The sequence below is a fragment of the Aliivibrio sp. S4MY1 genome (assembly GCF_028765545.1).
GTDB lineage: Bacteria > Pseudomonadota > Gammaproteobacteria > Enterobacterales > Vibrionaceae > Aliivibrio.
The window spans coordinates 134,070-159,809 of sequence record NZ_JARACP010000009.1; the positions used below are offsets into that span (position 1 = coordinate 134,070).

Here is a 25,740-nt window from a genome sequence, read left to right on the forward strand (position 1 = left end):
ATTGCTATACCTAGATAACTTGAGAAACTAATAAAAAAGTACCAAAAACAAAAGAGAAGATAAGCATTGTAACTCCTCCTTCAGCTAAATAGCCTTTCGTCTGAGTCTCAACTTTTCGAAGTTGGACAACCATTGCAAGTGGAACAAATACTGCTAAGAAAACTAAAATGATCCCGGCGTAGCTTAAAACAGATAAGAACTGATCGGCTGCATAAACAGCACCAAGCAACGGTAAAATAAAACTGATCACATAAGTTACTGCTTTATTTTGCTTAAACGTATCTTCATTTTGAGTGAACAACGCCATTGCAACACCTAAAAATGACGTCAAGAGTGCAAGTCCAGTAAAGCTAGATAACACAAGATTAATAAAAGCATGCTCTGCACTAAATACTGAGATCAGTTCTGATACATTTGAAAAGTGAGTAATTTGTTCAGGTGTTAGGTTACCAACCACTGCATATAACCATACTAAATAACATACCAATGGAATTGCAGAGCCAATGATCACCATATTTCTTAATTGCTTTGGCGTTGCTTCATGGTTATATGAAACCAAAGATGGGATTACAACCATAAAGCCAAAACTGGTAAAGATAATCGCACTGGTTTGAACTAATTCAATACCATTTGAATTTGATACTTGAAGAAGATTATCTAATTCGATCCCTGGAACCAAAAATACAAGAGTCAGCAACAGCATGAATAGCATTACAGCAAAAAGTACACGGTTTAACTTATCAATTACTGCAGTTCCAGAAGCAACAATCACACCTGAAACCAAGGTAAATGCAATTTGGCTTTGTACTAAGGATAAATTCAATCCAACATTTCGAAGTAATTTATTGAGTAAATCTCCGGCGCCTAAAATGTAAGCCATCAGAAGACAAATAAGTAAAGCATACAACAAACCATTCGTGACTAGCTGTCCTCCTTTACCTAAACTTTTACGAGCGATGGTGTTCATACCTAAACCACCACCCACATTAATACTTGCTTCTAGCAGCAATAAAGCTGCATAAGTCGTTCCTACAAAGATCAATAACATCAATGCAGTACCCCAAATTAGGCCAAACTGAGCCAATACCATTGGGATTGCCAGCATACCAGCGCCTAACGCAGTACCTGAAATAATAAGTGAGCTTCCGATTAGTTTTAAATTCATTGTTATTCCTTCGTTCTATATTCGAGTTTGAGCTTTAGTTTTATTTTTTGTCAAATTCAACGCGCAAAAAGCCATCCACAAAGATAACGCGGTTGAAATTAGAGCTGATTAATTACGAATAGAAACGGAGAAATCGAAAATACGAGAAGAAGTGAAACGCGAGAAACTGAGACGAGAAAAAACGTAGAGAAAGAACAACTGATGATTTTAAACCAGTATTATGGGGTGAACCTTCTGTAGGCTCCAATAATGGGCCTGATGTTAGTTGGAAAATCATGTGTACATCCTAATTAGTCACATTCCATTTATAATAATAGGTCGTAAATCCTTTACTGACCGAACTACCAAACTAGTAGTTCGATCCATTCTATATAATGAACTTGGCAATGCAACCCTTAAATAAACTTGTTTCCTCTATCCTTTAGCCTCTACTAAGTTATTTATCCATTTCTTACTTTTTAAACGATAGATAGAAGCAAACCACTTAAATAATGTCTCTAAAAAGAAAAGACTATAGACAACTTCAGCCGAATAACCAAAATAGACAGCACCTAAAGCAGCGATAGGAATACCAAAGAACCACTGAGTTAATACGTCTTGATATAGGCAGAATTTAACATCCCCACCTGCTCTTAAAATACCAACAACTAGTGTCGTAGGAATAGAGCGAAGCATTATCCCTACACACAGGATAGATAAGAATGTATCAGCAAGTTCTCTGGTATCCGCCGTTAATGCCGTAAACAGATCTAAGATGGTCTCTTTTGAAAAATAAAGAGTGATTGACACCATTAAGGTTACAGCAAAACCAACCATCATCATTAATATCGCTTGGTAATACACCTTATCATATTCTTTTGCACCAATATGATTCCCAACAAGTACCCCAGAAGCATTTGCAATACCCATTAAAAAGCTTAGAGAAACCGCCTCAATAGGGGTAACAACAGCAAACGCAGCTAAACCTTCGGTTCCTGTCTGTCCCATAATCGCGGTATACGCAAATAAGCCACCTGCCCATAACAAAAAATTGGTGGTAGTTGGTAATGCTAAACGAATAAATGATTTAAATTTGTCTACCTGAAGGCTTTGGATGATATCTTTTATCCCGAACCTTAAAAGATGACTCTTCATAATTAAATAAAGATAAAACAAACCAACTTCAATGATAGAACTCACCACAGTAGCAATTGCTGCACCTTTTATCCCTAAAGCAGGAAAGCCTAAATAACCAAAAATCAAAACCCAATTCAGTAATATATTCAGAGCAATGCCTATCCCACTAAAGAATGTACTTATACCCGGCTGCTGTATTGAACGAAACCCTGCACCAAGACTCGCAGTAAAAGCAATAGCAAGCATACTCCAACTGGTTATTTGAATATATTCCACGCCAAGTGCAATAACGCTTGGATCTTTAGACGCCAACTGCATAACAAAACTGGCAAAGAATTGTAAAAGAAAGATAATAACCACAGCTGAAAATGTGGAAGTAAGCCAAGTTAATGCTGTCGTTTCTCTCAGCCCTTTATTATCCTTTGCGCCCCAATGTTGAGCAGCCAATAAAGCACCTGTTGTTGTTATTCCTGTCAGTATTATGGTTGTAAAAAAAATTGCTCGGCTACCTACACCAACAGCAGCAATATCAGCTTCTGAAAGTTGCCCGAGCATAAATACGTCGATTAAGCTTTTACTGGATAACAAAATACTTTGAAGGGTAATAGGAATAGCAATCAAAAATAGACGACGAAAAAAATCACCATTAGCATGATTATAAACATTACGAATTAGACTTGGGCTTATTTCTTTCACACTCTTTTCCACTAAATTTAAGTTGTGAATTAAGTGTATCGAAAATCGCAAGAATACTCATAAGTAGGTATAAAAAGAGTTAGGTCGATTGCAAGAATATGAACCTTGACATTACTATGACAACCCACCATAACCACCATAACCACCATAACCACCATCTTATTTATATAAAGAGTAATAATAAATATAGCGTTATTTTAGATATTGAACATGCGCTTCCATCTCTTCGCCAATTTCTTTACGCATATTCATTAGTTTGATTGCTGAATCTCTTAACTTAATGTCTTCTTCTGTCTCTGGTACCCACTCAGGGACTGACGTCGGTTTACCATTTCCATCAACCGCCACCATGATAACGATACAGTGCGTTGTTAAACGGTTATTCTGCTCTTTAGGATCACTCGCTTGCACATCAATAGCGATGTGCATAGACGATTTTCCGGTATAGATAACTTTGCCGGTGACTTCTACAAGGTTGCCGACAAAAATAGGCTCAACAAAACGAATACCACCTGCGTATGCAGTAATACAATATTTACCACTCCAGCCTGCCGATGATGCATAAGCGGCTAAATCGATCCATTTCATCACTGCACCACCGTGAACTTTACCACCAAAGTTCACATCCCCAGGTTCAGCTAAAAAGCGTAATGTTATTTCTCGTTTTGTTTTTCCCATTTTAAATTCCTTTTTACTGCATTACATTGTGCAAAATTAACTGACTTTTTTATATTGTTTTTCTAGCTCACTCACGCCTAAACCACTGCGTTTGGTGACTTTTATTTGGACTGGAATACGTTCTTTCATCGCTTCGATGTGGCTTATCACACCAATCATTTTTCCTGAGGCGTTTAAGTTATCTAACGCATCAAGCGCCATGTCTAACGTTTCACTGTCTAGCGTACCAAACCCTTCATCTAAGAACAGTGAATCAATGCTTGTTTTGTGACTAACCAGATCAGAAAGTGCCAATGCCAGCGCCAAACTAACAAGGAAGCTCTCACCACCAGATAAAGTTTTTGTATCACGAACCACATCGCCTTGCCATGTATCCAGCACTTGAAGCTCTAATCCATCACTGGCTTTACGTTTAAGCTCATAGCGGCCATGCAATCGAGTTAACTGCTTATTGGCTAAATACACCAAGTTCTCTAACGTTAACCCTTGGGCAAATTTACGGAATTTATCCCCTTTTTGCGAACCAATTAATGAGTGTAGATATTGAATATCATCGTATTCTGATTGATACGCTTCAATCGCTTCAAATAGTGCTTTTTGATTGGTTTTACGCTCGCTGTCTGAACGCAACGCTTGAGCGATTTCACCTTCACGCTTCACTAACGTCTCAGATTGAGATTTCACTTGAGCTAATTCAGCCTCAACCGCTTCTTTTGGCATTAATTGCCACTCTGCGGCTTTTGGCGCTTGATAATGATGTTCTTTGATTTGCTGTGCACTCTCTAGCAAAGCACCAGTTCGCTCAATCGCTTGTTGTATTTCAGTTTTTAAGCTGAGTAGCTGTTGGCGTTCTTCTTCTGAAATCAACGCCGCTTGGAATAACTCAAGCGTTTCAAATGGGCTTTGTAATAAAGCACCTTTCCATACATCAGAACGATCTACCGATAGTTTTTCACAACTTAAATAACTCTCTTTAAGACTATTCAACTTGCCATCTAAAGCCGCAAGGTCTTGTACTAATGCTTGTAATTTCTGTTGCTCAACATCATACGTTTGCTCTGAAATTGACAATTTCTCACTCATCATAAAGCGCGCTGTTTTGATCTCTTGTGTTCCAAACAACTCAATACGTTTTGCTTGTTGCTTCTCTAACTCTGTTGTTAATGCAGACATTTCAGTTTGTGATTGTTGCTGTTGAGTGTTCAATTCAACCAATTGCTCGGCTAAATGAGCGTGATCACTTTGTAGCGTTTGCTGTTGTTGGGTTTGCACTTGCTGCTGTGTGATTTTTTCCTGAATTTGTTGTAAGTCTTGCTCTTTTTGTACAAACCAAGAGGTAATTTGAGTCAACTCTGGTGCATTAAAGCCTGCTTGCTCAATTTCAGTGACCAACTGCTGCTTAAGTTCCGTTTGACGCAATTGCAGCTGTTCTCTTTTTTGATTGTTATCTTGTTGCTGTTGAAGCGCCGCTTGGTGTGATTGACGATCAAAATTTAACGCCGCAGTGACAGCGTCAAGACGATGCTGAACTTGTTGTAATTGGTTTTGTTGCACTCGAACCTTATCACCCACTTGGCGTAATTGCTTTGCTTGCTCATTAAGCGTAGATAAAGAGGCTTCACACTCACTAATGAACTGATTAATCGAATCAGTATCACCTAAGGTTAGAGTGAGTTGCGTTGTTTCTAATAACGTAGACCATTGCTTTTGCGTGGATTCAACCGTTTGTTGCCACTGCACTGATTGAGATTGGCAATGATCTTGTTTTATTTTAAGCGAATCTAATTGTTCACGTACTGATTTACCTTGCTCGACAATCTCTACGCGTTTCTGCTCGGCTTCTTTTTTACGTTGTATTGTCGCGCTCAAATCAAGCAATTGAGCTTGTTCTAATAGTGGATGATGCGTTGAACCACACAACGGACAATCTTGATCTTTTGCTAATTCTGCTCGATATTTTGCTAACTCGCCTTCTTGCTCAATTAAGGTAGTTAAATCGATGACTTGCTGCTCTTGTTGCTTAAACTGAGTCGCTAGTTCAGTACGCTGCACATCCAATTTTTCAATGTCATTCGCTTGTGTTTTCTGCACAGTGGCAAGCATTTTCAGCTCTTTTGTCGCTCGTAAATACTCATTATTAGTATGAGTTAATTCAACACGGTATTGATGACGAGTCGTTAGTGCAGTTATCTGCTCAGTCAGTTGTGCTTCTGACCCTTTATCTTGCCATTGTTGTAATTCAAGCTCTGCGCACTTCGTCGCTTCTATTTCGTTATTAACCATAATTTGAGCTTGATTTAATTCTGCTTCTTTTTTGTTGATAGCATCAAGCAGAGTCTCTAGCGCTGCATTCGCTAAAGTCAATTGACTGTCTAAAGAGGCAGTATCTTTATCTTGTTGTAAAATATGGCTAACTTGGTTCTTCCACTGACCTAAATAACGTTCAATTTTCAGATCAGCTTTATGCTCTTCAACATGATTTGCTAATAAAGAAAGTTTCTCTGTTATGTCAGATAATGTTGCTGTTAAACCTTGTTGCTTTTTATTACCGTCCTCAAGACGCGCAGTAAGGTTTGCGATTTGGTGCTGCTTCTCTTGAGATTGTTGAGCCAGTTGAGCAATCGCAGTATCTAACGGTTGCACCGAATCATTAATTAAGTTTTCTAATGCTTTACTCTCACCCTTAATAGTATCAAGATCTTGTTTTAGCTGTGTAACATGAGACTCAAGTGCTTTTTTATCACTAGCCTTTTGTTGGTGAGATTGCTCTGTCGTCTTTAATTCTTTAACCAACTCTTCAAAGCGAGTTTGCGCTTCTTGCCATAGTTGATATGGCGTACGTAGTTTTTCAGCTGGCTCACTTTGCGCTAAACGATGCAGTTGAATACTTGCTGATTTTTGCTTATCCACCGCGAGTTGATTATTATCAACCGCTTGCTGCCACTGGAGTTGGTTTTTCGCATCTGCAATCCACCATTCAACATGGGCTTGCCAATCTGCAAGTTGAGCTTGTTGCTGCTTTTGGATAGCTTGCAGTTCAACTTGCTCATCAATTAACGCTTGTTTATCTTCTTCAGAAAGCAGCTCAACCCCTTCAGCTTTGGCTTTAAGCTCGGCTAATTTCTGCTTTGATGCGCTGTAATGCTCATGCACTTTTTCAGAGATCTGACCGTAGATTTCTGTACCGGTTAGCTCTTCTAATAAACCGGCACGATCATTGGCATCGGCATTTAAAAACGCCGCAAATTGACCTTGAGAAAGCATCATTGATTTTGTAAATCGAGAGAAATCTAAGCCTGTAATGGTATTAATCAACTCATCTTTCTTTTTGACTTGTGTTGCTAATACTTTTTCAGAATCGACTTCTGCAAGCTCAACAGTAGCGGCTTGTAAGTTGCCATCCACTTTGCCACGTGAACGACGCTGGCTCCAAAACGCACGGTACGCTTTGCCTTTCACTTCAAATTCCACTTCCGCAGAACATTCCGCCGTGCCACGCGTCATGATTTCATTGCTTGAGGTTGAAATACCACCAAGACGAGGCGTTTTATGATAAAGCGCTAAACAGATCGCATCTAAAATCGTCGTTTTACCCGCACCCGTTGGGCCAGTAATCGCAAACAACCCGTTTTCAGCAAAAGGAGATGCTGAGAAATCAATTTTCCACTCACCTTTTAATGAGTTTAAATTTGAAAAACTTAGACTTAAAATTCTCATGCATCACCTTCTTGTGAATCGGTATCTTTGTGTTCTACTTCTGACAAAATCTGTTTAAATTTCATTGTCATTCTTTCTGCCCGTTGCTGCTCTTTCTCTGTCTCAAACGTCTCTTGCTCTATCCGTTTAGTAAACACATCAAAAGGCGTTAACTCCGCTAGCGTTTCTGTTTTTTCTTGTGCTAACGTTTGTTCACTGCGGTTTCTTGCACGACGCAGTTGCAACACTTCAACGTTAAGATCTTGAGTTAGTGCTTGAATGCGTTGTTGTAGATCTGACAGGTAATCTTGCACTTCGACTTCAATGCATAGCCAAGTCGTATCTTCACACTCTTTAAATTGTGCTAACTCTTGTTCAATCGTTTCTAAATCGCCCTTTAATGCCTTCATTTGTTGAAACATAGGCACATTAATTGGTGTAATTTGAGTTACGCTTGCTTTATCAAACTCCACCATCACCACTTGTTTTTGAGATTTTAACTCATCAAAACTTAATGGTATTGGTGAGCCTGAATAGCGGATATGATCAGATTTAGCCACCAATTGCGGGCGGTGAATATGACCAAGGGCGATGTAATCTGCAGGCGGGAAACCATCGGCAGCAAAGCCATCCAATGTGCCAATGTAGATATCACGAACCGAATCTGATTGTTTAACACCAAGTGCTGTTAAATGACCTGTTGCAATAATAGGGACTTCTACATTTAACTCTTTTCGTAACTCTAACGCTTTCTGATATAGCTGATGATAATGCTGTTTGATGGCTTCACCGAGCGCTTGTTGTTTCTCTACACCCGTTGATCCTGCAACACTGGTGACAACGTCACGCGGACGAATAAATGGAACCGCGCATAAAATAGCGCCCACTGCACCATCACTGTTTGGAAGCGTTAATAATTGAGTGGATAAGTCATCATTAGTATTCGCAATCACTCGAGCGTTCAAGTGAGCCAATAATTGTTTAGATTCATTTAGCGTTGAAACTGAGTCATGGTTTCCACCAAGCACGATAAATTCGCAGTTTACTTTGTTCATCTCCACCACAAATTGGTTATACATTTCGCGCGCGTAACTTGGTGGCGCGCCCGTATCAAATACATCTCCGGCAATGATTACCGCATTAATGGCATTTTCTTGTACTTGTTCAAGTAGCCAGCTAATGAATTTTTGATGTTCATTACGACGACTTTTTGTGAAGAAATTTTGACCTAGGTGCCAATCAGAAGTATGTAAAATACGCATAAATATCAACTTGTTTGATGGATAGAGAAGACGATACCCCTTTTATACCATCTGGGAGAGAAACTATGTACTTTTATAAGCTTTTAAACTTAAAACTATTAGCAGGTGTTGACCTTACTTCATGCTGTTATACTTTGTTTAATAAACGTCGATCCCATCGATAATAACAACATGAGTATCTAATTTGCCATCTCCTGAAAGCCTTACATTCACCACCATCAATATGTTCAACTTTGTTGAGCCGCCTAATGCGTATTACGATTTTGAAAATATACTAACTCAAGATGAATGGCTGAAGAAACAAGGCTGGTTTAAGGATAAGATCACAGCATTAAACTCTGATGTAATTGGTTTTCAAGAAGTTTTTAGTCCAAGCGCTTTAGAGGCTTTAGTGAACGAACTTGGCTATTCATATTTTGCCACTGTCGATGAACCAAAATCTGAAGATGGCTATGTCTTTAATTCCCCTGTAGTTGCCTTTGCTTCGCGTTATCCAATTTTAAATGCTCAACCTGTTGTTGCAGAACCAGAACAATTAAAACGATTCGGAATTGAATTTGAGTTTAATCGTGTACCTGTTCACGCCTCTATTGAACTGCCTCACCTTGGGATTACTGACTGTTATGTCGTGCACTTCAAATCTCAGCGCCCTAAAGAGCCTGAAGAAAGTGATGTAACGGATGAAGTCAACAGCTCTCCTCTTCATCAGCTTCATCAGCTTCATGATGAACAGCTAGGTTCTTGGCTTTCTACTGCACAACGTGGATTAGAAGCGAATATTCTACATAACCATATAATTCAGCAGCGCAAAGAATCAAACCAGCCTGTAATTGTAATGGGCGATTTTAATAAACCTTTGTTTCATGATGAATTTAAAGGGCTACTGTCTCATGAGTTACGGTTTGATAAGTTCAGTACTGATTATTTAACTCGATTTCAGCTTAAAGACAGTTGGGATATTTATTGTGGATTAAAAGGCGCAGATTTATTGGAAGAGCGAGTAAGTACCCATTATTACGGAGCAAAAGGGTCTGTATTGGATTACATTCTGCTGTCTAACGAATTTGATAGCTCATTTTCGGGCAGTATTTTAGAAATAATTGATTACACAGTAACAGATCAGCACATTGTGAATCCTAGATTTGATATTGACCAATTCAGTACCGATCATGCATTGGTTTCAATTACCGCTTGTATACGGCAGGCATAAAAAAGGGCTGAATAATTCAGCCCTCTCTAAACATGACAGTTAATGTAGATTACTCACCGCGGTAAGTACAACCTGCTGTACATGTCTCTTTAATTTCAATTTTACTTAGTAATGGAAGACTTGGTTTTACTTCGTTCCAAATCCACTTAGCTAATACTTCACTTGTTGGGTTTTCTAGCCCTTCAATATCGTTTAGGTAATAATGGTCAAGACGGTCATACGTTGGTTTAAATGCAGCTTTAATTTCAGAGAAATCAATTACCCAACCCGTATGTTGGTCAACTTCACCTTCAACATACAAACGAACTAAAAAAGAGTGACCATGAAGACGACCACATTTATGACCTTCTGGTACATGTGGTAAATGGTGTGCTGCTTCAAACATGAAGTCTTTATATAGTTCAGTTGTCATTAGTTAAAATCTCTATTACCTATATTATGAAGCAGGGATAGTACTCTACTTCCCTACTAAACAACAAGACTCACAATCAGTAAGTTCCCTATTCCCTTATGATATTGTCGATTTTTTCGGCGAATTTACAACGAAAATTGATTCTTATTCTGAAAAATCACGTTTATAGAACAACAACACTTGAAGCTATCAATAAGAAAGGTAATATGTATTTCTTGAAATAAAAATATTCGTGCATGTAGCACAACAATGGAGAATGTAATTAACATGACTTACGCGCCTGTAACAGACGTATTAAGCGGCAAACTAGCGGTTGACAGTGAAGTGACTGTTCGCGGTTGGATCCGTTCACGTCGCGACTCTAAAGCTGGAATCTCTTTCCTAGCTATCTATGACGGTTCTTGTTTCGATCCGATTCAGGCCGTAGTTCCTAATGACTTAAATAATTACAATGATGAAGTTCTTAAGCTAACAACAGGTTGTTCTGTTGAAGTGACAGGTACTATCGTAGCTTCTCCAGCTAAAGGTCAAGATTTTGAGCTAGCTGCAACTGAGGTTAAAGTTGTAGGTTGGGTTGAAGATGCTGACACTTACCCAATGGCTAAGACTCGTCACTCAATTGAATATTTACGTGAAGTTGCACACCTTCGCCCACGTACTAACGTGATTGGTGCGGTTGCACGTGTTCGTAACTGTCTATCTCAAGCGATTCACCGTTTCTACCACGAGCAAGGCTACTTCTGGATGTCTGCTCCACTAATCACATCATCTGATGCTGAAGGTGCTGGTGAAATGTTCCGTGTTTCTACGCTAGATCACGCGAACCTTCCTATGGATGACAAAGGCAATGTTGATTACGACAAAGATTTCTTTGGTAAAGAAACATTCCTAACCGTATCTGGTCAACTTAATGCGGAAACTTACGCTTGTGCACTAAGCAAAGTTTACACATTCGGTCCTACTTTCCGTGCTGAAAACTCACACACAAGCCGCCACCTAGCTGAATTCTGGATGGTCGAGCCTGAAGTTGCTTTCGCTACTCTTGATGACGTAGCTAAACTAGCTGAAGACATGCTTAAGTATGTATTCGAAGCCGTTCTTGCTGAGCGTCGTGATGACCTTGAGTTCTTTGCTTCTCGCATCGACAAACAAGCAATCACTCGTCTAGAGCAATTCGTAAGCTCTGATTTCGCACAAGTAGACTACACTGACGCTATCCAAATCCTTAAAGATTCTGGTCGTGACTTTGAGTTTGATGTTGAGTGGGGCATCGATATGTCTTCTGAGCATGAACGTTACCTTGCTGAAGAGCACTTCAAAGCACCAGTTATCGTTAAGAACTACCCGAAAGACATCAAAGCATTCTACATGCGTCAAAATGACGATGGTAAGACGGTTGCTGCGATGGATGTTCTTGCACCAGGTATTGGTGAGATCATTGGTGGTTCTCAACGTGAAGAGCGTTTAGACGTTCTTGATGCTCGTATGATTGAAATGGGCATAGACCCTGAGCACATGAGCTGGTACCGCGATTTACGTCGTTACGGCACAGTGCCTCATGCTGGCTTCGGTCTTGGCTTTGAGCGTCTAGTGTCTTACGTAACTGGCATGGGCAACGTTCGTGACGTTATCCCATTCCCACGTACTCCACGTTCAGCTAACTTCTAATTGGCTTTTCTTATAGGGCATTAGCTCTGTAAGAATAGAGTAAGTAGAAAGTATGAATACAAAAATGGCGACCAATGCGGTCGCCATTTTTTTAACTGTCTATTTAAGCTCGATTCGATATAACCTAGACATTCATTACCAAAAACGAACTCGCCCAGTATCAATATGAACAAAGTTGCTACCAGGGTAATACCCTACTCCGCCCGCTTTTAATGACAGTGCGGCTTTTCGTACTTCCGCTAATGGTACACCTTCTAGACGAAAATCCATTGCTCGACCTAACATATGTAAACTTTTCTTCGCTACGCCACCATGTGATTTACCACGTAACATTTCATTTGTTGCTGGTGAGCGATAACCCGAAATAATTTGGACCTGTGTATCACAACCAATGACATTTTGAATCGCCGACAATTGGTCAAATAATCGTTTATCCATTTCGATGCTTTCATTACGTCTGAAATCTCGACATAAATGATTTAGTTTTGCTAACTCTGCGCTCTGATAACCTCGTCCATTGAAATATTCAGTCTGTAACTCTTCACCGGTATGTAAATTGTTTAACGCTAGCTTACGTGGTGACTCTTCAAATTGTGATGCGAAAGATAACGTAGGAAATAGACTTAAACCAACGGTAGCTGCGCCACCAAGTAGGATTTTACGGCGTAATGGACTAAATTCAGACATGCAGTAAAGGGCTCACTTATAAATAGATCGGTCAATAACTGAGCGCAAAGATACACACCAATCATTGATTGGTCAAATAATAAACAATTCTTTTTGTCGCCTGAATTATATAATAACTAGCTTACTTATTGAACTAAATACACTTTTTAGGCTTAATTTTGAATGTCAATTATTGGTCAATTTTTAGACTTACTCCATTGATCATACTTATAAATATCATCTCTAAACTGAACTTGGTTCTTTTCATCGATCCACGCAGTTTGGTAAATCGTATATACCGAGATCATTTGAGATAAAAACGCTTCTTTCGTTTCAGGCAGTTGATGATAGCTACGGTATTCTTTTTTAGAAAAATGAGATTCTTTCATTAAAAGCTGAGCAAATTCTGATGCTTTTTCAACTCGAATACACCCAGAGCTATACGCTCTGGTTTGTTTTCTAAACAGTGATTTAGAAGGAGTGTCATGCAAATAAATTGCATTTCGATTTGGTGTATTAAATTTATAACGACCAAGCGCATTACTGTTGCCTGACTTTTGTCTCAACTTATAAGGAAAAGTTTCAATGCTCACTTGCTCCCAATCCACATCATCAATCGGAATGACATCATCACTTAACCACGTAGGTACAATTTCGAAATTTTGTGATAATAAAAAATCTCTATCATTAAAGGCTTTAGGTAAAATATCTTCTCTCATAATTTTCGTTGGTACTTTCCAATTAGGATTAAAAACAATGGAATTAAGATAAGTGGATAGCAGAGGTGTTTTTCGTTCTGGCTTCCCTACAATCACTTTACTATGAAACAACAATTCATCTTCTTGCCAATAACCCATTTCATAAGAAGGAATATTAACTAAAACATAACGCTCTTTTTTATTCTCCCATAACCGTAATCGCTGAATATTAAGAGCCATAATCCTAACCCGCTCTTTAGCTGACATGTTTAACCAGTATTTGGTTTTAGGGCCAATAATACCATCAGGAACCAAACCATGACGCTTCTGAAAGCGCTTAACAACACTCACAAGTTGTGGGTTATATAGCCCATTACTTTGCGATAACAATTCTGCACTTTCTTCTTCCGTAAGCTCTCCTGCAATATATAAACGATTGATTAAAGAAGCATCCGATATCACTTGGTTCGGTCGTAACACTTTAGAGGAAAGCTTCTCCATCGGCTCGCTATAAGGATCATAATAGCTAAGTAACTGAAGATAAAAGTCTTCATACTGTGTCGAGCTTGGCACTAAGCTCTCGGTAAGATAAGTCAACTGACCACTAGTAAAGGCACGGTTTATTGAGGAGATTATTTGAGGATATGGTGTACCTAAGTGCTCATCGAGGCGACCACCAAAAAACCAACTGTTCCCTTTTTTTGGTACTTGAGATTGATAAGTAAGAAGGTAAATTAAGGTATCTGTTGCTAAAACATCGTATTCCAGTTCTTTTGAATTCTGCAAATGGTAATAACGCTGTTCAAGTGTATCATTTAGGTCAGCAAGAACCAGTAAAGCTAACTGATTTTCTAGATTTTTCCGAGCTTGCGATGAATACCATTTTATCTGTTCATTTTGATAAAAGTGAAGAACTTGTTGTGGGTAAAATAACTCTGTTTCATACTGCTTTAAAACGTTTCTTACACCACTTGACGCTTGTACGCTTAATGGCATAAGAATTAAAAAAACGACAGTAAGAAGCAGAAATCTCATCATAAACACTCCCTACCAAATAATAGATCATTACTTTCATAATAGTCTTTAAGTATTAAATATCAAGTTGATAGGATACATTCATTCAGATATAAAAAAGGCCGGATAATCCAGCCTTTAGGTAGTTTTCACTATTTTTTATTGAATAACTTCGCCGCTTTCAATCACTGTTTTACGAACAACTTTTGTAAACTCAATGACTTCTTTACGAATTTCATCTTCATTAACGGTTAATATTTCACGATCTTTCATGATCACTTCACCATCAACGATTGTATGACGAACGTTACCTGAATTTGCCGAATAAACTAACGCAGAATAAGGGTTATATACTGGCAGCATATTTGGTGCTTTCGTATCAACAACAATAATGTCTGCTAGCTTACCAACTTCAATAGAGCCAATTTTATCTTCCATATGAAGCGCTTTAGCTGCACCCATCGTTGCCATATCAATAACCTTGATTGGAGGCATTGCTGCACGATCTTTATTCACTAATTTATGAACTTTAGCAACTTGGTTAAACTCATCAATAATGCTTAATGTGTTACCAGACATAGGGCCATCAGTACCTAAACCGATACGAACGCCTTCATCGTACATTTTAAGTGCTGGAGACACACCTTTTGCTGATTTGATGTTAGCACTCATGTTATGCGCAACACCCATATCCGATTCTTTGACTAACTCAATGTCTTTATCATCAATAAGAATCATATGCGCACCAATAAGGTTCTTATTAAGCGCGCCAATACTGTGCATGTACTCCACTGGAGACATCCCATTAGAGCGCTCAGCAATCACTTCTTCCTCGCGATCTGATTCTGCTAAATGGATCATGACTGGAACATCTAGCTCTAATGATAGCTTCGCAATTTTTTGTAGCGTCTCGGTTGTATTTGTATATGGTGCATGAGGAGCAAATGCTGGAGTGATACGAGGGTGATCTTTGTATTCTTCAATAAAGTTTAGTGCGTACTGAATGCCCTCATCTGCATTTGCAGCATCTGCCACTGGGAATTTAATAACACTTTCACCTAGAATTGCACGCATACCAATTTTGTCGACCGTCTTTGCAACTTCGTCTTCAAAATAGTACATATCAGCATAAGTGGTTACCCCACCCTTAACCATCTCTACGTTACCTAGATTAGCACCAATACGAACCATATCGCGTGATACTAATTTTTTCTCTAATGGAAAAATATAACGGTGTAAACGGTCAGGAACATCATCACCTAATGAACGAAAAACAGTCATTGAAGCGTGAGTATGTGTATTAATTAAACCCGGTAGAACAATATCACCATCAACATCTAATACGGTTTTTGCTTCATAGTTTTTTGCAATACTTTCATCACCAACTGCAACAATTTTATTACCTTTGATGGCAATTACACCATTATCAAACGTTTGCTTAGATTCATTCATTGTAAGCAATGTTGCATCTTTGATCAGTAAATCGACTTGTTGTGCTGCCAACGTAGAAAAACTAGTTGCTGCTATAGCAATGGCAACTAAGGTTTTTTTTAAATACATAAATATACTCACTAAAGAAAGATAGATAGCTAGATTTCAGGAGCGGATGATATACGTGACATTCCTTTTATCAAGGTAATTATCAATAAACAGCCCTACCTTATTTTCAAAGTAGTGACCAATGTCATATTTTTAAAGATTCAGCGAGGGGTGAGAATTATTGAAAATAATACCCTTGCTGCTATTTTGCTGCTAAGTCGGAAGGTAAGGTTAATAAAGGTATCGAAGAAGAAATATTCACTCAACAAGTGAATAGTTAAATAAGTGTTCCAAAAAAAGCAAATATATGAGAGAGCTAGCTTGCTCTCTCTTTTAATTCAAGTAAATGTCTTTATAATGCATCTACATTTTTTTCACATTTTTGAGTTATGAAGCCTTACTTTTTATCTTTTTTATTTTTTTTATTTTTTCCTTTAGAGAGCAAAGCGGAAGAGGAAGCTAGTGAGTTATCTCTTTACTCTATAAACACGGGATCATTTCTCTACCATTTAGTACCCTACGATCCTGACTCTCATCAATACTTTGGTAATCAATACTTTTCTGTTGAGCGTAAATTTTCTGCAGACTCTGATTACAGCTTCATGCTAGGCACTTTTTTAAACAGCCAAGCGAATCGTTGTATGCTTATTGGTGTCCGAAAAGACTGGTATCGTGTAAATAGCAAACTTGTGATTAAAGGGATGTATTCATATGCAGGTGAGTTCTTTATTGATGCATTTGAAGACTGTGGTGACGGCGGGATATATAAGACATCAAAAGAAAAAGTTGGCGTTGCATTTGCCCCATACATTTATCATGCAGCACAATACAACTTTACCGACTATTTTGGCGTAGAAGCTGGCTTTATCTTACCCGGAATTATCGTAATGAGTATGCAATGGAGTTTCTAGCTTCATAACAATACTGACAATATAATGCGGCTAATAAATAAAAACCACGACTCATCAAATGATCGTCGTGGTTTTTTTATGGTAAAACGAAAAAGCTTATTCGCTTTCTACTTCAGCTTCACCACGTAAATTCTGTTGCACGCCTTGTAAAAAGTTACGTAAAACTTGGTCTTTACAAATACGGTAGTGTTTATGATCTGCTTTACGGAAGAAAGCACTCAGTTCGTGCTTGCTTAGACGGAAGTTTACTAACTTCATTAAGTCTAAAACGTCATCTGCTTTTAAGTTTAAAGCAATTTGTAATTTTTTAAGAATAATGTTGTTCGTTAGTTTTTCTTCAGGCTTTGGTTGCTCGCCTTCACGCTTACCACGACGATCATTGATTAAACCATTTAGAAACGTTGCTAATTGAACATCTTGACAACTTTTATAGTCTTTATCGTCATCCGCTTTTAACCAGTTACATACTTCTTCACGAGTTACTTTAAGATCAGCAGCACCAAACAGTGCGATCATCTTAGTATCATCAAAATCAAAAGCGTAACGAATGCGTCGTAAAATGTCGTTATTAGTCAAGGTAAATCCTAAATGTATTAAATTTAAATTAGGTGCAGACTATAACTTGTAATCCACTCTGGTAAAAGATTTATGTGATCTATATGCATAAAAAAACCCGAGACAAACTCGGGTTTAATTCATTTCTATCAAATATTACATTTGACGTAAAGCGTCAATGCGTTTCTCAAGAGGTGGGTGGCTCATTAGCAGTTCTGTTAACGACTTTTTGCCATTAATACCAAATGCCATCATTGAACCTTCTAACTGAGACTCTTGACCCATGCGTAAGCGCTCAAGAGCTGAAATCATTTTTTGCTTTCCAACCAACTGAGCAGCACCAGCATCAGCATGGAATTCACGATGACGGCTAAACCACATCGTTAAGAAGCTTGCTAGGAAACCAAAAGCTAATTCAAGTACAGTAGAAACAATGAAGTACGTCATGAAGCTTCCGCCCTCACCTTCACCTTCTTCATCACTTGATGTAAAGCCACTTACTGCATTAGCAATCATGCGAGATAAGAAAATAACGAAGGTATTTACTACACCTTGCATTAGCGTCATTGTGATCATATCACCATTTGCAATATGACTGACTTCGTGTGCTAACACCGCTTCTGCTTCATCACGAGTCATGCTATGTAATAAACCAGTAGATACCGCAACCAATGAATCATCACGCTTTGCACCAGTAGCAAAAGCGTTCATATCAGGTGAATCATAGATAGCTACCGTTGGCATACCAATACCAACTTGTTGAGCTTGACGAGAAACCGTCTCTAATAACCAATGCTCTGTTTCATTACGAGGTTGTTCAATTACCTCACCGCCAACAGAACGCAATGCCATTGATTTAGACATCATTAATGAGATTAATGAACCACCAAAACCAAACAATACCGCCATAACTAACAAGCCAGATAAACTACCTTGTTGTATCCCCGTTACTGCATAAACAATATTCAGGACAATACTGAATACGATCATAACAGCTAAGTTTGTTGCTAAAAACAGCGCAATACGCTTCATTTATTTTTTCTCCAATTAATAATCAATTCAACTCACTTATTTTTTATATTTTGAGTTGCTACCAAACGTATCTAGCACGTTTATAAAGTATAAGCATAAGATAGTACCATTTGTCGTAATTACAAGGCTTTGACGTACTTTGATACACTTTCTTTTACCTATTAACCTTTCTATTCTTTTTAATTTTACCTCTCTGTAACTCAAAGAATAAATCCACCCTTAGACTTTGGTCGTATTGTCAAAACAAGCAATTAACTTTACTTTGTAAATCAAGAAAAATTATGGATATCAAGGATTGAACATGGCAGAACAACAAACTTACTTAATGGCGATTGATATGCTTTGCTGTCATCTAGGACTATCAAAAGAAGAAGCCAAAGAGCAATTGGGAATCGACGTTCAAACAACGGTCGAAAGTCAGATAGCAGATACCCAAGAAGGATTAATGGGTTTATATCGTTAATTAAAATACAGCACATACAAAAAAGGCAGCTTACTAACTAATAGTAAGCTGCCTTTTACTTTTTTATGAGCTGAATGTTACGCAGTAACTGATGCAGCTTCTTTCGCTTTCATTTCACCAACAGGTAATACAGTACGACCGTATTCACCGTTAATTACTTGCGCCATAGAGAAGTACATAGCGCTTAAACCACAGAATAAACCAACATAACCAGCCATGTGACCAATTACTACACTACCTGTGAAATCGCGAGCTGAAAGCAATGCGAATAAGATAGTTAAGCTACCAAATACAACTTGCTTAGCGCGTGGGTAGTTAAAAGTACCTAAGAATAAGAAGAATGTTAACACACCCCACATTGCAAGGTACCAACCCATGAATGCTGCTGATGTTGCTTGGCCTAGGCCCATTTCAGGCATAAGAATTAGAGCAACAAGAGATAACCAGAAGAAACCATAAGAAGTAAACGCAGTTGTGCCAAACGTATTACCTTTTTTATACTCCATGATGCCTGCAATTACTTGCGCGATACCACCGTAAAAAATACCCATCGATAAGATCGCAGTATTTAAAGGAAAGAAACCTGCATTATGTAGGTTTAGTAGCACAGTTGTCATACCAAAAGCCATTAGGCCTAATGGTGCTGGGTTTGCAAGTTTGTTTGACATGCCGAAGCCTCAAAAAAAAGTGTAATGATTAAAAAATGTTTTAGGAAGCGCATTCTATTTACGAGCACCAAAGATCACAACTATCATTTATGAAATCTTACATTTCATTTATTGCATTCTTAAATTTAAGTCGAAATTGATGATTTTTATGGCCCACTGTATTCAGTTTTCCCTCTTCTATTTAGACAGCATTCTTAATTACGATTACACTAGAGCTCCTGCATATTAATTGAGAACCTACATGGAATTAGTGTTTTCCCTACTACAGCAATTGAGCGTTTATCTTGTACTTGCTTATTTATTAAGTAAGACACCGCTATTTCTTCCAATTACTACTATTTCAGGGCGTTGGAGTCATCGTTTTCTTTGTTACATCATCTTTTCAGGCTTCTGTATTCTTGGTACCTACTTCGGCCTCGCGATTCAAGATGCAATTGCAAATACTCGTGCAATTGGGGCTGTCATGGGGGGCGTTCTCGGTGGGCCTTTAGTTGGTTTTTTTGTCGGCCTAACGGGTGGATTACACCGTTATTCAATGGGCGGATTTACCGATCTTGCTTGTGCTATTTCGACCACATCCGAAGGGCTTCTTGGTGGGTTATTTCATTTATACTTCGTACGTAAAAATCAAATAGATCAATTATTTAAACCAAGAACAGTTTTAATGATTGCTTTTATTGCAGAGCTATTACAAATGACGATAATTCTAATCGTTGCCAAACCATTTGATCAAGCTTATGCACTTGTCTCCTCTATCATTTTACCTATGGTTGTTGCCAACTCAGTTGGTGCTGCCATGTTCATGAGTATTATCCAAGATAGAAAAGCCATTTATGAAAAATACTCTGCCGCATTCTCTAATAAAGCGCTAAACATCGCCCAACGTTCTGTTGGAATATTAAGCCAAGGCTTCAACCAAGAAAACAGTGAACAAATCGCAAAAATCATCTATGAAGAGACCGGCGTAGGCGCTGTTTCTATTACTGATAAAGAGAAAATATTAGCCTTTATTGGCATTGGTGATGATCATCACTTACCAGGTACTCCTATTGCCTCTGATTACACACGAAAAGCCATAAAGCAGAGTAAAGTAATGTACATCGATGGGGACGAACACCCCTATCAATGCTCTATTGATAAAAAATGCAAACTCGGCTCAGCACTCGTTATTCCGCTTATTGGTGCAAATAATGAGGTGATTGGCACCATAAAACTGTATGAGCCAAAACTGAAACTATTTTCCTATATCAACATAACGCTGGGAGAAGGCATCGCCAAATTGCTCTCCAACCAAATTTTAACGGGCCGTTATTTACAGCAGCAATCTTTACTTACTCAAGCTGAATTGCGTCTATTACAAGCTCAAGTGAATCCTCATTTCCTATTTAATGCGTTAAATACGATTAGTGCCGTGATCCGACGAGATCCAACTCGTGCTCGAGAATTAATTCAGCACTTATCACAGTTTTTCCGTCGAAACTTAAAACAGAACTTTGAGCAAGTCACCTTAAAAGAAGAATTACATCACGTACAATCCTACTTAGAAATTGAGCTAGCACGATTTGCAGACAGACTGACAGTAGACGTAAGTATTGACGAAAAACTGTACGACCTCAAATTACCCACATTCACCTTGCAACCCTTAGTTGAGAACGCCATCAAACATGGCACTTCAAATATGTTTGAAAATGGCGAAATAAAAATTAAAGGTTATCTATCTCATCACCAAGTGATCCTTGAGGTAATTGATAATGCCGGACTATATACAGAGAAAACAAGCAGTGATGGTTTAGGCACTACCATTGTTGATAAACGCTTAAAAAATCAATTTGGCGACGCTTTTGGGCTGACTTTATCATGTATTGAGAATCAACAAACCAAAGCCACCATCCATTTACCATTAGAGACGATAAATCATGCTTAAAGCCATTGTGATTGACGACGAACTGTTTGCTCGCGAAGAGTTAATTGAGCAATTAAACGAGATAGGTCACATCGACATCATTGCTGAATGCGGTAATGCTATTGATGGGTTAAAGCAAATAAATCAACTAAAACCCGATGTGGTATTTCTTGATATTCAAATGCCTAAAATTACAGGAATGGATTTAATCAGCATGCTTGATCCTGAGACCATGCCAAATATCGTTTTTGTTACCGCTTATGATGAATTTGCAGTAAAAGCCTTTGAAGATAACGCCTTTGATTATTTACTCAAACCGATAGAGCCTTGCCGCCTTAAAAAAACCGTAAAACGATTATTGGCAGCAGACACCAAACTCGACCTCACTCCTATTATTACGCCTGAAATTGAGTTAATCCCCTGCTCTGGGCACAACCGTATTCTACTTCTACCGTCTAAAGAGATTGAGGTTGCCAGTATTCAAGCGGCAGGTGTTGAGCTTGTAACCAAATCTGAGAAAGCTTGCACACAATTGACATTAAAAGTCCTTGAAGAAAAGACCCCGCTTATCCGCTGCCATCGACAGTTTTTAATTAACCCTCACTTTATTAGAGAGATTAAACTGCATGATAACGGTACCAGTGAGATCATTACTCAAAATGGCCATATCGCTCAGGTTAGTCGTCGGTATCTTAAAGAAATAAAAGAGCGTTTAGGTATTCACCATTAATATGTGAGTATCACCAAAACCACTTAATCCGCTATAAAACCACTCACTAGCAAAACATAACCACTCACCTTTTTTGGGCGTGAACTCTTTACGCCCAGCAGTATTATACACAGCATCTAATTTTAAAATTTACTTAGCTAACTCTTAAAAGGAATGGATTATGCTTTGGTTTTTAACTTGTGTTGCTGCACTTATCGGTGGTTACTTTTTATATGGTGCTTTTATAGAAAAAATCTTTGGCATTAAAGAAGACAGAAAAACCCCCGCTCATACTAAAACAGACGGCGTTGATTATGTTCCAATGTCGACACCAAAAGTATACCTAGTTCAACTTCTTAACATTGCAGGCGTCGGTCCAATTTTTGGCCCAATCATGGGTGCCCTTTACGGCCCTGCAGCTATGTTATGGATTGTACTTGGTTGCATTTTTGCAGGTGCCGTTCACGACTATTTCTCTGGGATGTTATCTATCCGTAATGGTGGTGCATCAGTTCCAACAATTACAGGCAAATACCTAGGTAATGGCGCGAAACACTTTATGAATGTGTTTGCAATTGTTCTGCTGCTTCTTGTTGGTGTTGTATTCGTCTCTGCTCCTGCAAGCATGCTAACCAACCTAATGAATGACCAATTTGATTTGGGCATCACCATGACGGCGATGGTTGTTATCATTTTTGGATACTATATCTTGGCGACCATTGTACCTGTTGATAAAATTATCGGACGCTTCTATCCGCTATTTGGTGCTCTACTCATCTTCATGTCTGTTGGCTTAATTTCTGCAATCGCACTATCAAGTGATCATTCTGTACTTGGTGGCTACGAGCCAAGTGAGATGTTTACCAACATGAACCCGAACGACTTACCATTGTGGCCTGCACTATTTATCACTATCGCTTGTGGTGCTATCTCTGGTTTCCACGCAACGCAATCTCCGCTAATGGCGCGTTGTATGGAAAATGAAAAGAATGGCCGTTTTGTATTCTACGGCGCAATGATTGGTGAAGGTATTATCGCTCTGATCTGGTGTGCTATCGCTCTGTCTTTCTTTGATGGTATTGAAGCACTTCAAGCAGCGGTTGCAAACGGTGGTCCTGGTAACGTAGTTTACGCATCATCATTTGGTCTTCTAGGTACATTTGGTGGCATCCTAGCGTTCTTAGGTGTAGTTATTCTACCAATTACCTCTGGCGATACTGCATTCCGCTCAAGCCGTTTAATCCTTGCTGAATATTTCAACATGGAGCAGAAAACACTGCGTAACCGTCTACTCATGGCGCTTCCACTGTTCGTTCTTGGTGGTATCTTAACTCAAGTAGATTTCGGTATTATCTGGCGCTACTTCGGTTTTGCTAACCAGACTACAGCGGTAATGATGCTTTGGACTGCAACCGCTTACCTAGTTCGTCATAATAAACTGCACTGGGTGACAACGGTTCCAGCAGTATTCATGACAAGTGTTTGTATCACTTTCATTCTAAACAACAGCCAACTAGGTTTTGGATTACCGATGACACTATCTACCATTGTAGGTGTGGTTTCAGCGTTTGTAATTGCTGGTTTGATTATTGTGAAATCAAAAGGCAAAGGTGAGATTGATTCAGAAGAAGAGAGTCTTCAATCTTAAACTAACGTTATAACCTTCCCCCTATACCGTTAGACTTAAACCGGACCATTAATCGTGGTTCGGTTTTTTTATACCCATATAAAAAGCGCCAGTGGTAGTAACCACTGGCGCTTTATATAATTTAATTAGTTGCTTTGGTTTATGGAGAGCGTTACTTCTGTTTCGCAGCAATCGCGGCGTAATCACCAAGTAATTTAGATAAAATTGGCAACCAATTTAACGCATCTGTCGGTGGTTTCGCTAAAATCTTCTCAACCAATTCACAGTGCTCTTCTAACGATACCGCTTCTTCTAAATTAAATAGCATTGCATAGGTATGCCATAAAACAAGACGCATCATTCGTAAGCTGTTTTGTTGTGAATTTTCAGATTCAGAAAACGCATGAGTCACTTCACCAAGTGCAACAGCGGCAAGACGTAACATCGCGTCTAATTGAGCCGTTTGCATACGATCTTGATCTGCTGTTTCTTCCTGTTCAAAAGTGAAAATCTCTTGGATTGTCTCTTCTGGCACCATACGACTAATCACACGGTGGCTAAACTCTTCAAGTTCATGGCGTGGCATTGTTACTAAACAAGAGAAAGTATAATCACGTTCCATTTTTCTCTCCTACTTTTTAAGCTTAGTAATGCCAGCTTTCTTTTGGATCACATTTTTTAAGCGCATACGACGTTCTGCCGATGATTGATCAACGTTAGCATTGTTGGTACGACCTTTACGATCTTTAAAGCCTGCTTTCGTATTTACTTTTTCAATATACGCATCACGACTCTTAGGCTCGTAACCTGGTTGAACTACACGGTGAATACGTTGCTGAATTAACGTTTCAACTTGAACAACCGTTAGCTCTTCTTCGCGACTAACAAACGAAATCGCATGACCTTTTTTACCCGCACGACCAGTACGACCAATACGGTGAACATAGTCTTCTGCCAAGAATGGCATATCGTAGTTAATTACGTGTGGTAAATCAGCAATATCAAGGCCGCGAGCAGCAACATCGGTTGCAACCATTACGCGAGCTTTGCCTTCTTTAAACTCTTCTAACGCACGACGACGAGCACTTTGTGCTTTATCACCATGACAAATAACCGCTTTAATACCATCAAGCTTAAGCTCTTTAACGATGTTGTTTGCTGTTTCTTTGTAGTTTACAAATACCAGCACTTGTTGCCAGTTTTTACGACCAATCAGCTCAGAAAGTAATTCTGTTTTACGCTCTTCATCAACCGGATAAACCACATGAGCAATTGTCGTTGCTGTCATGTTTTCACGGTCTACTGAGATGCGTTTAGGACGACGTAAAATATCACTCGCTAATTTGTTCATTTGCGCAGAAGACGTCGCAGAGAACAACATGATTTGTGGCGCTGTATTTACTTCCATCATGATGTTACGAATCGCATTAACAAAGCCCATATCTAACATACGGTCAGCTTCATCAAATACTAAAAATTCAAGATTCGCGATCGAAATATTACCCTCTTCAATGTGCTCTTGAAGACGACCAGGAGTAGCAACTAAAATATCAACACCCGGATCTAATGCTCTCTCTTGAGAAGACATTTTTTTACCGCCAAATACTGCCGTTACTGATAGCGATGTGTATTTTGTGTAATCCGCAATGTTTACTGCGATTTGCTCTGCTAGTTCACGCGTTGGCGCTAAAATTAGAGCGCGAGCTGAACGACGCGTTGCTGTTTTTTTCGAATCAAGCAATTGCTGAATCACTGGCAATGCAAACGCAGCAGTTTTGCCTGTACCTGTTTGAGCATTTGCAAGAATATCATGACCTTTACGTGCCAAAGGAATAGCTTTTTGCTGGATTGGGGTTAATTTCTGATAACCACATTCAGTTAATGCTTTTACGACTTCAGGTGCGAAACCTTGAGATGAAAATGACATAAAGTGGATTCCTTAAGCGAACAGTCTATGTATTCAGTGGATAATAATTTAGCCGCGCATTATAAATGATTTACGGTGAGTTAGCGCACATTTTTTGTTATTCCATCATAAAAAAAGGCAGAAAC

The 25,740-nt window shown here is 38.8% G+C and carries 21 protein-coding genes; 7 read left to right on the forward strand and 14 right to left on the reverse strand.

Annotation, left to right across the window (positions count from 1 at the left end; translation table 11 throughout):
- Positions 1-10: 10 nt before the first annotated feature.
- The 5 genes from PVK71_RS11940 to sbcD all read right to left on the reverse strand — a co-directional run bounded on the left by PVK71_RS11940 (position 11) and on the right by sbcD (position 8,613).
- Positions 11-1,165: an amino acid permease gene (locus PVK71_RS11940; protein ID WP_274418812.1), complete on the reverse strand. Its 1,155-nt coding sequence runs from the start codon at positions 1,163-1,165 to the stop codon at positions 11-13.
- 414 nt (positions 1,166-1,579) lie between these two features.
- Entirely contained in the window at positions 1,580-2,968 is a 1,389-nt protein-coding gene (locus PVK71_RS11945; RefSeq protein WP_443111716.1) for an MATE family efflux transporter, read from the reverse strand.
- 201 nt (positions 2,969-3,169) lie between these two features.
- Entirely contained in the window at positions 3,170-3,655 is a 486-nt protein-coding gene (locus PVK71_RS11950) for an acyl-CoA thioesterase (protein ID WP_130086818.1), read from the reverse strand.
- A 36-nt stretch (positions 3,656-3,691) separates the two neighbouring features.
- Positions 3,692-7,372 (reverse strand): AAA family ATPase, encoded by a 3,681-nt coding sequence (locus tag PVK71_RS11955; protein WP_274418808.1) that lies wholly within the window; start codon positions 7,370-7,372, stop codon positions 3,692-3,694.
- Complete coding sequence (gene sbcD / locus PVK71_RS11960) at positions 7,369-8,613, reverse strand: exonuclease subunit SbcD (RefSeq protein WP_274418806.1); 1,245 nt, start codon at positions 8,611-8,613, stop codon at positions 7,369-7,371. Before sbcD ends, PVK71_RS11955 begins: the two co-directional genes overlap by 4 nt.
- 184 nt (positions 8,614-8,797) lie before the next feature.
- On the opposite strand from sbcD, the gene PVK71_RS11965 reads away from it, so the two are divergent.
- A complete protein-coding gene (locus PVK71_RS11965) occupies positions 8,798-9,823 on the forward strand; it encodes an endonuclease/exonuclease/phosphatase family protein (protein ID WP_443111714.1) in 1,026 nt (341 codons plus the stop codon).
- Between the two features lie 49 nt (positions 9,824-9,872).
- Here the strand turns inward: PVK71_RS11965 and queD are convergent, their stop codons facing one another.
- On the reverse strand, positions 9,873-10,235 hold the full coding sequence (gene queD, locus PVK71_RS11970) for a 6-carboxytetrahydropterin synthase QueD (RefSeq protein ID WP_061002237.1): 363 nt from the start codon (positions 10,233-10,235) through the stop codon (positions 9,873-9,875).
- 267 nt (positions 10,236-10,502) lie between these two features.
- On the opposite strand from queD, the gene asnS reads away from it, so the two are divergent.
- On the forward strand, positions 10,503-11,903 hold the full coding sequence (gene asnS / locus PVK71_RS11975) for an asparagine--tRNA ligase (protein WP_072054459.1): 1,401 nt from the start codon (positions 10,503-10,505) through the stop codon (positions 11,901-11,903).
- A gap of 135 nt (positions 11,904-12,038) precedes the next feature.
- On the opposite strand, the gene PVK71_RS11980 is transcribed toward asnS, so the two are convergent.
- The 3 genes from PVK71_RS11980 to PVK71_RS11990 all read right to left on the reverse strand — a co-directional run bounded on the left by PVK71_RS11980 (position 12,039) and on the right by PVK71_RS11990 (position 15,841).
- Complete coding sequence (locus tag PVK71_RS11980; RefSeq protein ID WP_274418804.1) at positions 12,039-12,590, reverse strand: YcbK family protein; 552 nt, start codon at positions 12,588-12,590, stop codon at positions 12,039-12,041.
- 176 nt (positions 12,591-12,766) lie between these two features.
- Positions 12,767-14,305, reverse strand: a complete 1,539-nt coding sequence (locus PVK71_RS11985; RefSeq protein ID WP_274418803.1) for a L,D-transpeptidase family protein — start codon at positions 14,303-14,305, stop codon at positions 12,767-12,769.
- 135 nt (positions 14,306-14,440) lie between these two features.
- Positions 14,441-15,841 (reverse strand): amidohydrolase, encoded by a 1,401-nt coding sequence (locus PVK71_RS11990; RefSeq protein WP_274418802.1) that lies wholly within the window; start codon positions 15,839-15,841, stop codon positions 14,441-14,443.
- Between the two features lie 368 nt (positions 15,842-16,209).
- On the opposite strand from PVK71_RS11990, the gene PVK71_RS11995 reads away from it, so the two are divergent.
- Entirely contained in the window at positions 16,210-16,731 is a 522-nt protein-coding gene (locus PVK71_RS11995; protein WP_274418801.1) for a hypothetical protein, read from the forward strand.
- Between the two features lie 96 nt (positions 16,732-16,827).
- Here PVK71_RS11995 and PVK71_RS12000 read toward each other — a convergent pair whose 3' ends face one another.
- Both PVK71_RS12000 and htpX read right to left on the reverse strand, forming a co-directional pair.
- Positions 16,828-17,307, reverse strand: coding sequence for a DUF1456 family protein (locus PVK71_RS12000; protein ID WP_130045311.1), 480 nt, complete (start codon positions 17,305-17,307; stop codon positions 16,828-16,830).
- Positions 17,308-17,442: 135 nt separating this feature from the next.
- Positions 17,443-18,318 (reverse strand): protease HtpX, encoded by an 876-nt coding sequence (gene htpX, locus PVK71_RS12005; protein ID WP_130045310.1) that lies wholly within the window; start codon positions 18,316-18,318, stop codon positions 17,443-17,445.
- Between the two features lie 301 nt (positions 18,319-18,619).
- Here htpX and PVK71_RS12010 point away from each other — a divergent pair, with 301 nt between their 5' ends.
- Complete coding sequence (locus PVK71_RS12010) at positions 18,620-18,781, forward strand: heat-shock protein HtpX (RefSeq protein ID WP_274418799.1); 162 nt, start codon at positions 18,620-18,622, stop codon at positions 18,779-18,781.
- 77 nt (positions 18,782-18,858) lie between these two features.
- Here the strand turns inward: PVK71_RS12010 and PVK71_RS12015 are convergent, their stop codons facing one another.
- Entirely contained in the window at positions 18,859-19,449 is a 591-nt protein-coding gene (locus PVK71_RS12015; protein ID WP_130045308.1) for an acetate uptake transporter, read from the reverse strand.
- A 241-nt stretch (positions 19,450-19,690) separates the two neighbouring features.
- Between PVK71_RS12015 and PVK71_RS12020 the strand changes: the two genes are divergently transcribed.
- The 3 genes from PVK71_RS12020 to PVK71_RS12030 all read left to right on the forward strand — a co-directional run bounded on the left by PVK71_RS12020 (position 19,691) and on the right by PVK71_RS12030 (position 23,709).
- Complete coding sequence (locus tag PVK71_RS12020; RefSeq protein WP_274418798.1) at positions 19,691-21,373, forward strand: sensor histidine kinase; 1,683 nt, start codon at positions 19,691-19,693, stop codon at positions 21,371-21,373.
- On the forward strand, positions 21,366-22,082 hold the full coding sequence (gene btsR, locus PVK71_RS12025; protein WP_274418797.1) for a two-component system response regulator BtsR: 717 nt from the start codon (positions 21,366-21,368) through the stop codon (positions 22,080-22,082). The genes PVK71_RS12020 and btsR overlap by 8 nt, the downstream gene beginning before the upstream one ends.
- Positions 22,083-22,242: 160 nt before the next feature.
- Positions 22,243-23,709 (forward strand): carbon starvation CstA family protein, encoded by a 1,467-nt coding sequence (locus tag PVK71_RS12030; RefSeq protein ID WP_274418796.1) that lies wholly within the window; start codon positions 22,243-22,245, stop codon positions 23,707-23,709.
- 151 nt (positions 23,710-23,860) lie between these two features.
- On the opposite strand, the gene PVK71_RS12035 is transcribed toward PVK71_RS12030, so the two are convergent.
- Positions 23,861-24,310 (reverse strand): exoribonuclease R, encoded by a 450-nt coding sequence (locus tag PVK71_RS12035; RefSeq protein WP_130049345.1) that lies wholly within the window; start codon positions 24,308-24,310, stop codon positions 23,861-23,863.
- 9 nt (positions 24,311-24,319) lie between these two features.
- The gene (locus PVK71_RS12040; protein WP_130045299.1) at positions 24,320-25,615 is read right to left on the reverse strand and encodes a DEAD/DEAH box helicase; all 1,296 of its coding nucleotides are present in this window, start codon (positions 25,613-25,615) and stop codon (positions 24,320-24,322) included.
- Positions 25,616-25,740 lie beyond the last annotated feature (125 nt).

Coding starts and splice junctions, on each gene's coding strand:
- PVK71_RS11940 (WP_274418812.1), bottom strand. CDS start 1,165: ATGAATTTAAAACTAATCGGAAGCTCACTTATTATTTCAGGTACTGCG.
- PVK71_RS11950 (WP_130086818.1), bottom strand. CDS start 3,655: ATGGGAAAAACAAAACGAGAAATAACATTACGCTTTTTAGCTGAACCT.
- PVK71_RS11955 (WP_274418808.1), bottom strand. CDS start 7,372: ATGAGAATTTTAAGTCTAAGTTTTTCAAATTTAAACTCATTAAAAGGT.
- sbcD (WP_274418806.1), bottom strand. CDS start 8,613: ATGCGTATTTTACATACTTCTGATTGGCACCTAGGTCAAAATTTCTTC.
- queD (WP_061002237.1), bottom strand. CDS start 10,235: ATGACAACTGAACTATATAAAGACTTCATGTTTGAAGCAGCACACCAT.
- asnS (WP_072054459.1), top strand. CDS start 10,503: ATGACTTACGCGCCTGTAACAGACGTATTAAGCGGCAAACTAGCGGTT.
- PVK71_RS11980 (WP_274418804.1), bottom strand. CDS start 12,590: ATGTCTGAATTTAGTCCATTACGCCGTAAAATCCTACTTGGTGGCGCA.
- PVK71_RS11985 (WP_274418803.1), bottom strand. CDS start 14,305: ATGATGAGATTTCTGCTTCTTACTGTCGTTTTTTTAATTCTTATGCCA.
- PVK71_RS11990 (WP_274418802.1), bottom strand. CDS start 15,841: ATGTATTTAAAAAAAACCTTAGTTGCCATTGCTATAGCAGCAACTAGT.
- PVK71_RS11995 (WP_274418801.1), top strand. CDS start 16,210: ATGAAGCCTTACTTTTTATCTTTTTTATTTTTTTTATTTTTTCCTTTA.
- htpX (WP_130045310.1), bottom strand. CDS start 18,318: ATGAAGCGTATTGCGCTGTTTTTAGCAACAAACTTAGCTGTTATGATC.
- PVK71_RS12010 (WP_274418799.1), top strand. CDS start 18,620: ATGGCAGAACAACAAACTTACTTAATGGCGATTGATATGCTTTGCTGT.
- PVK71_RS12015 (WP_130045308.1), bottom strand. CDS start 19,449: ATGTCAAACAAACTTGCAAACCCAGCACCATTAGGCCTAATGGCTTTT.
- PVK71_RS12020 (WP_274418798.1), top strand. CDS start 19,691: ATGGAATTAGTGTTTTCCCTACTACAGCAATTGAGCGTTTATCTTGTA.
- btsR (WP_274418797.1), top strand. CDS start 21,366: ATGCTTAAAGCCATTGTGATTGACGACGAACTGTTTGCTCGCGAAGAG.
- PVK71_RS12030 (WP_274418796.1), top strand. CDS start 22,243: ATGCTTTGGTTTTTAACTTGTGTTGCTGCACTTATCGGTGGTTACTTT.
- PVK71_RS12035 (WP_130049345.1), bottom strand. CDS start 24,310: ATGGAACGTGATTATACTTTCTCTTGTTTAGTAACAATGCCACGCCAT.
- PVK71_RS12040 (WP_130045299.1), bottom strand. CDS start 25,615: ATGTCATTTTCATCTCAAGGTTTCGCACCTGAAGTCGTAAAAGCATTA.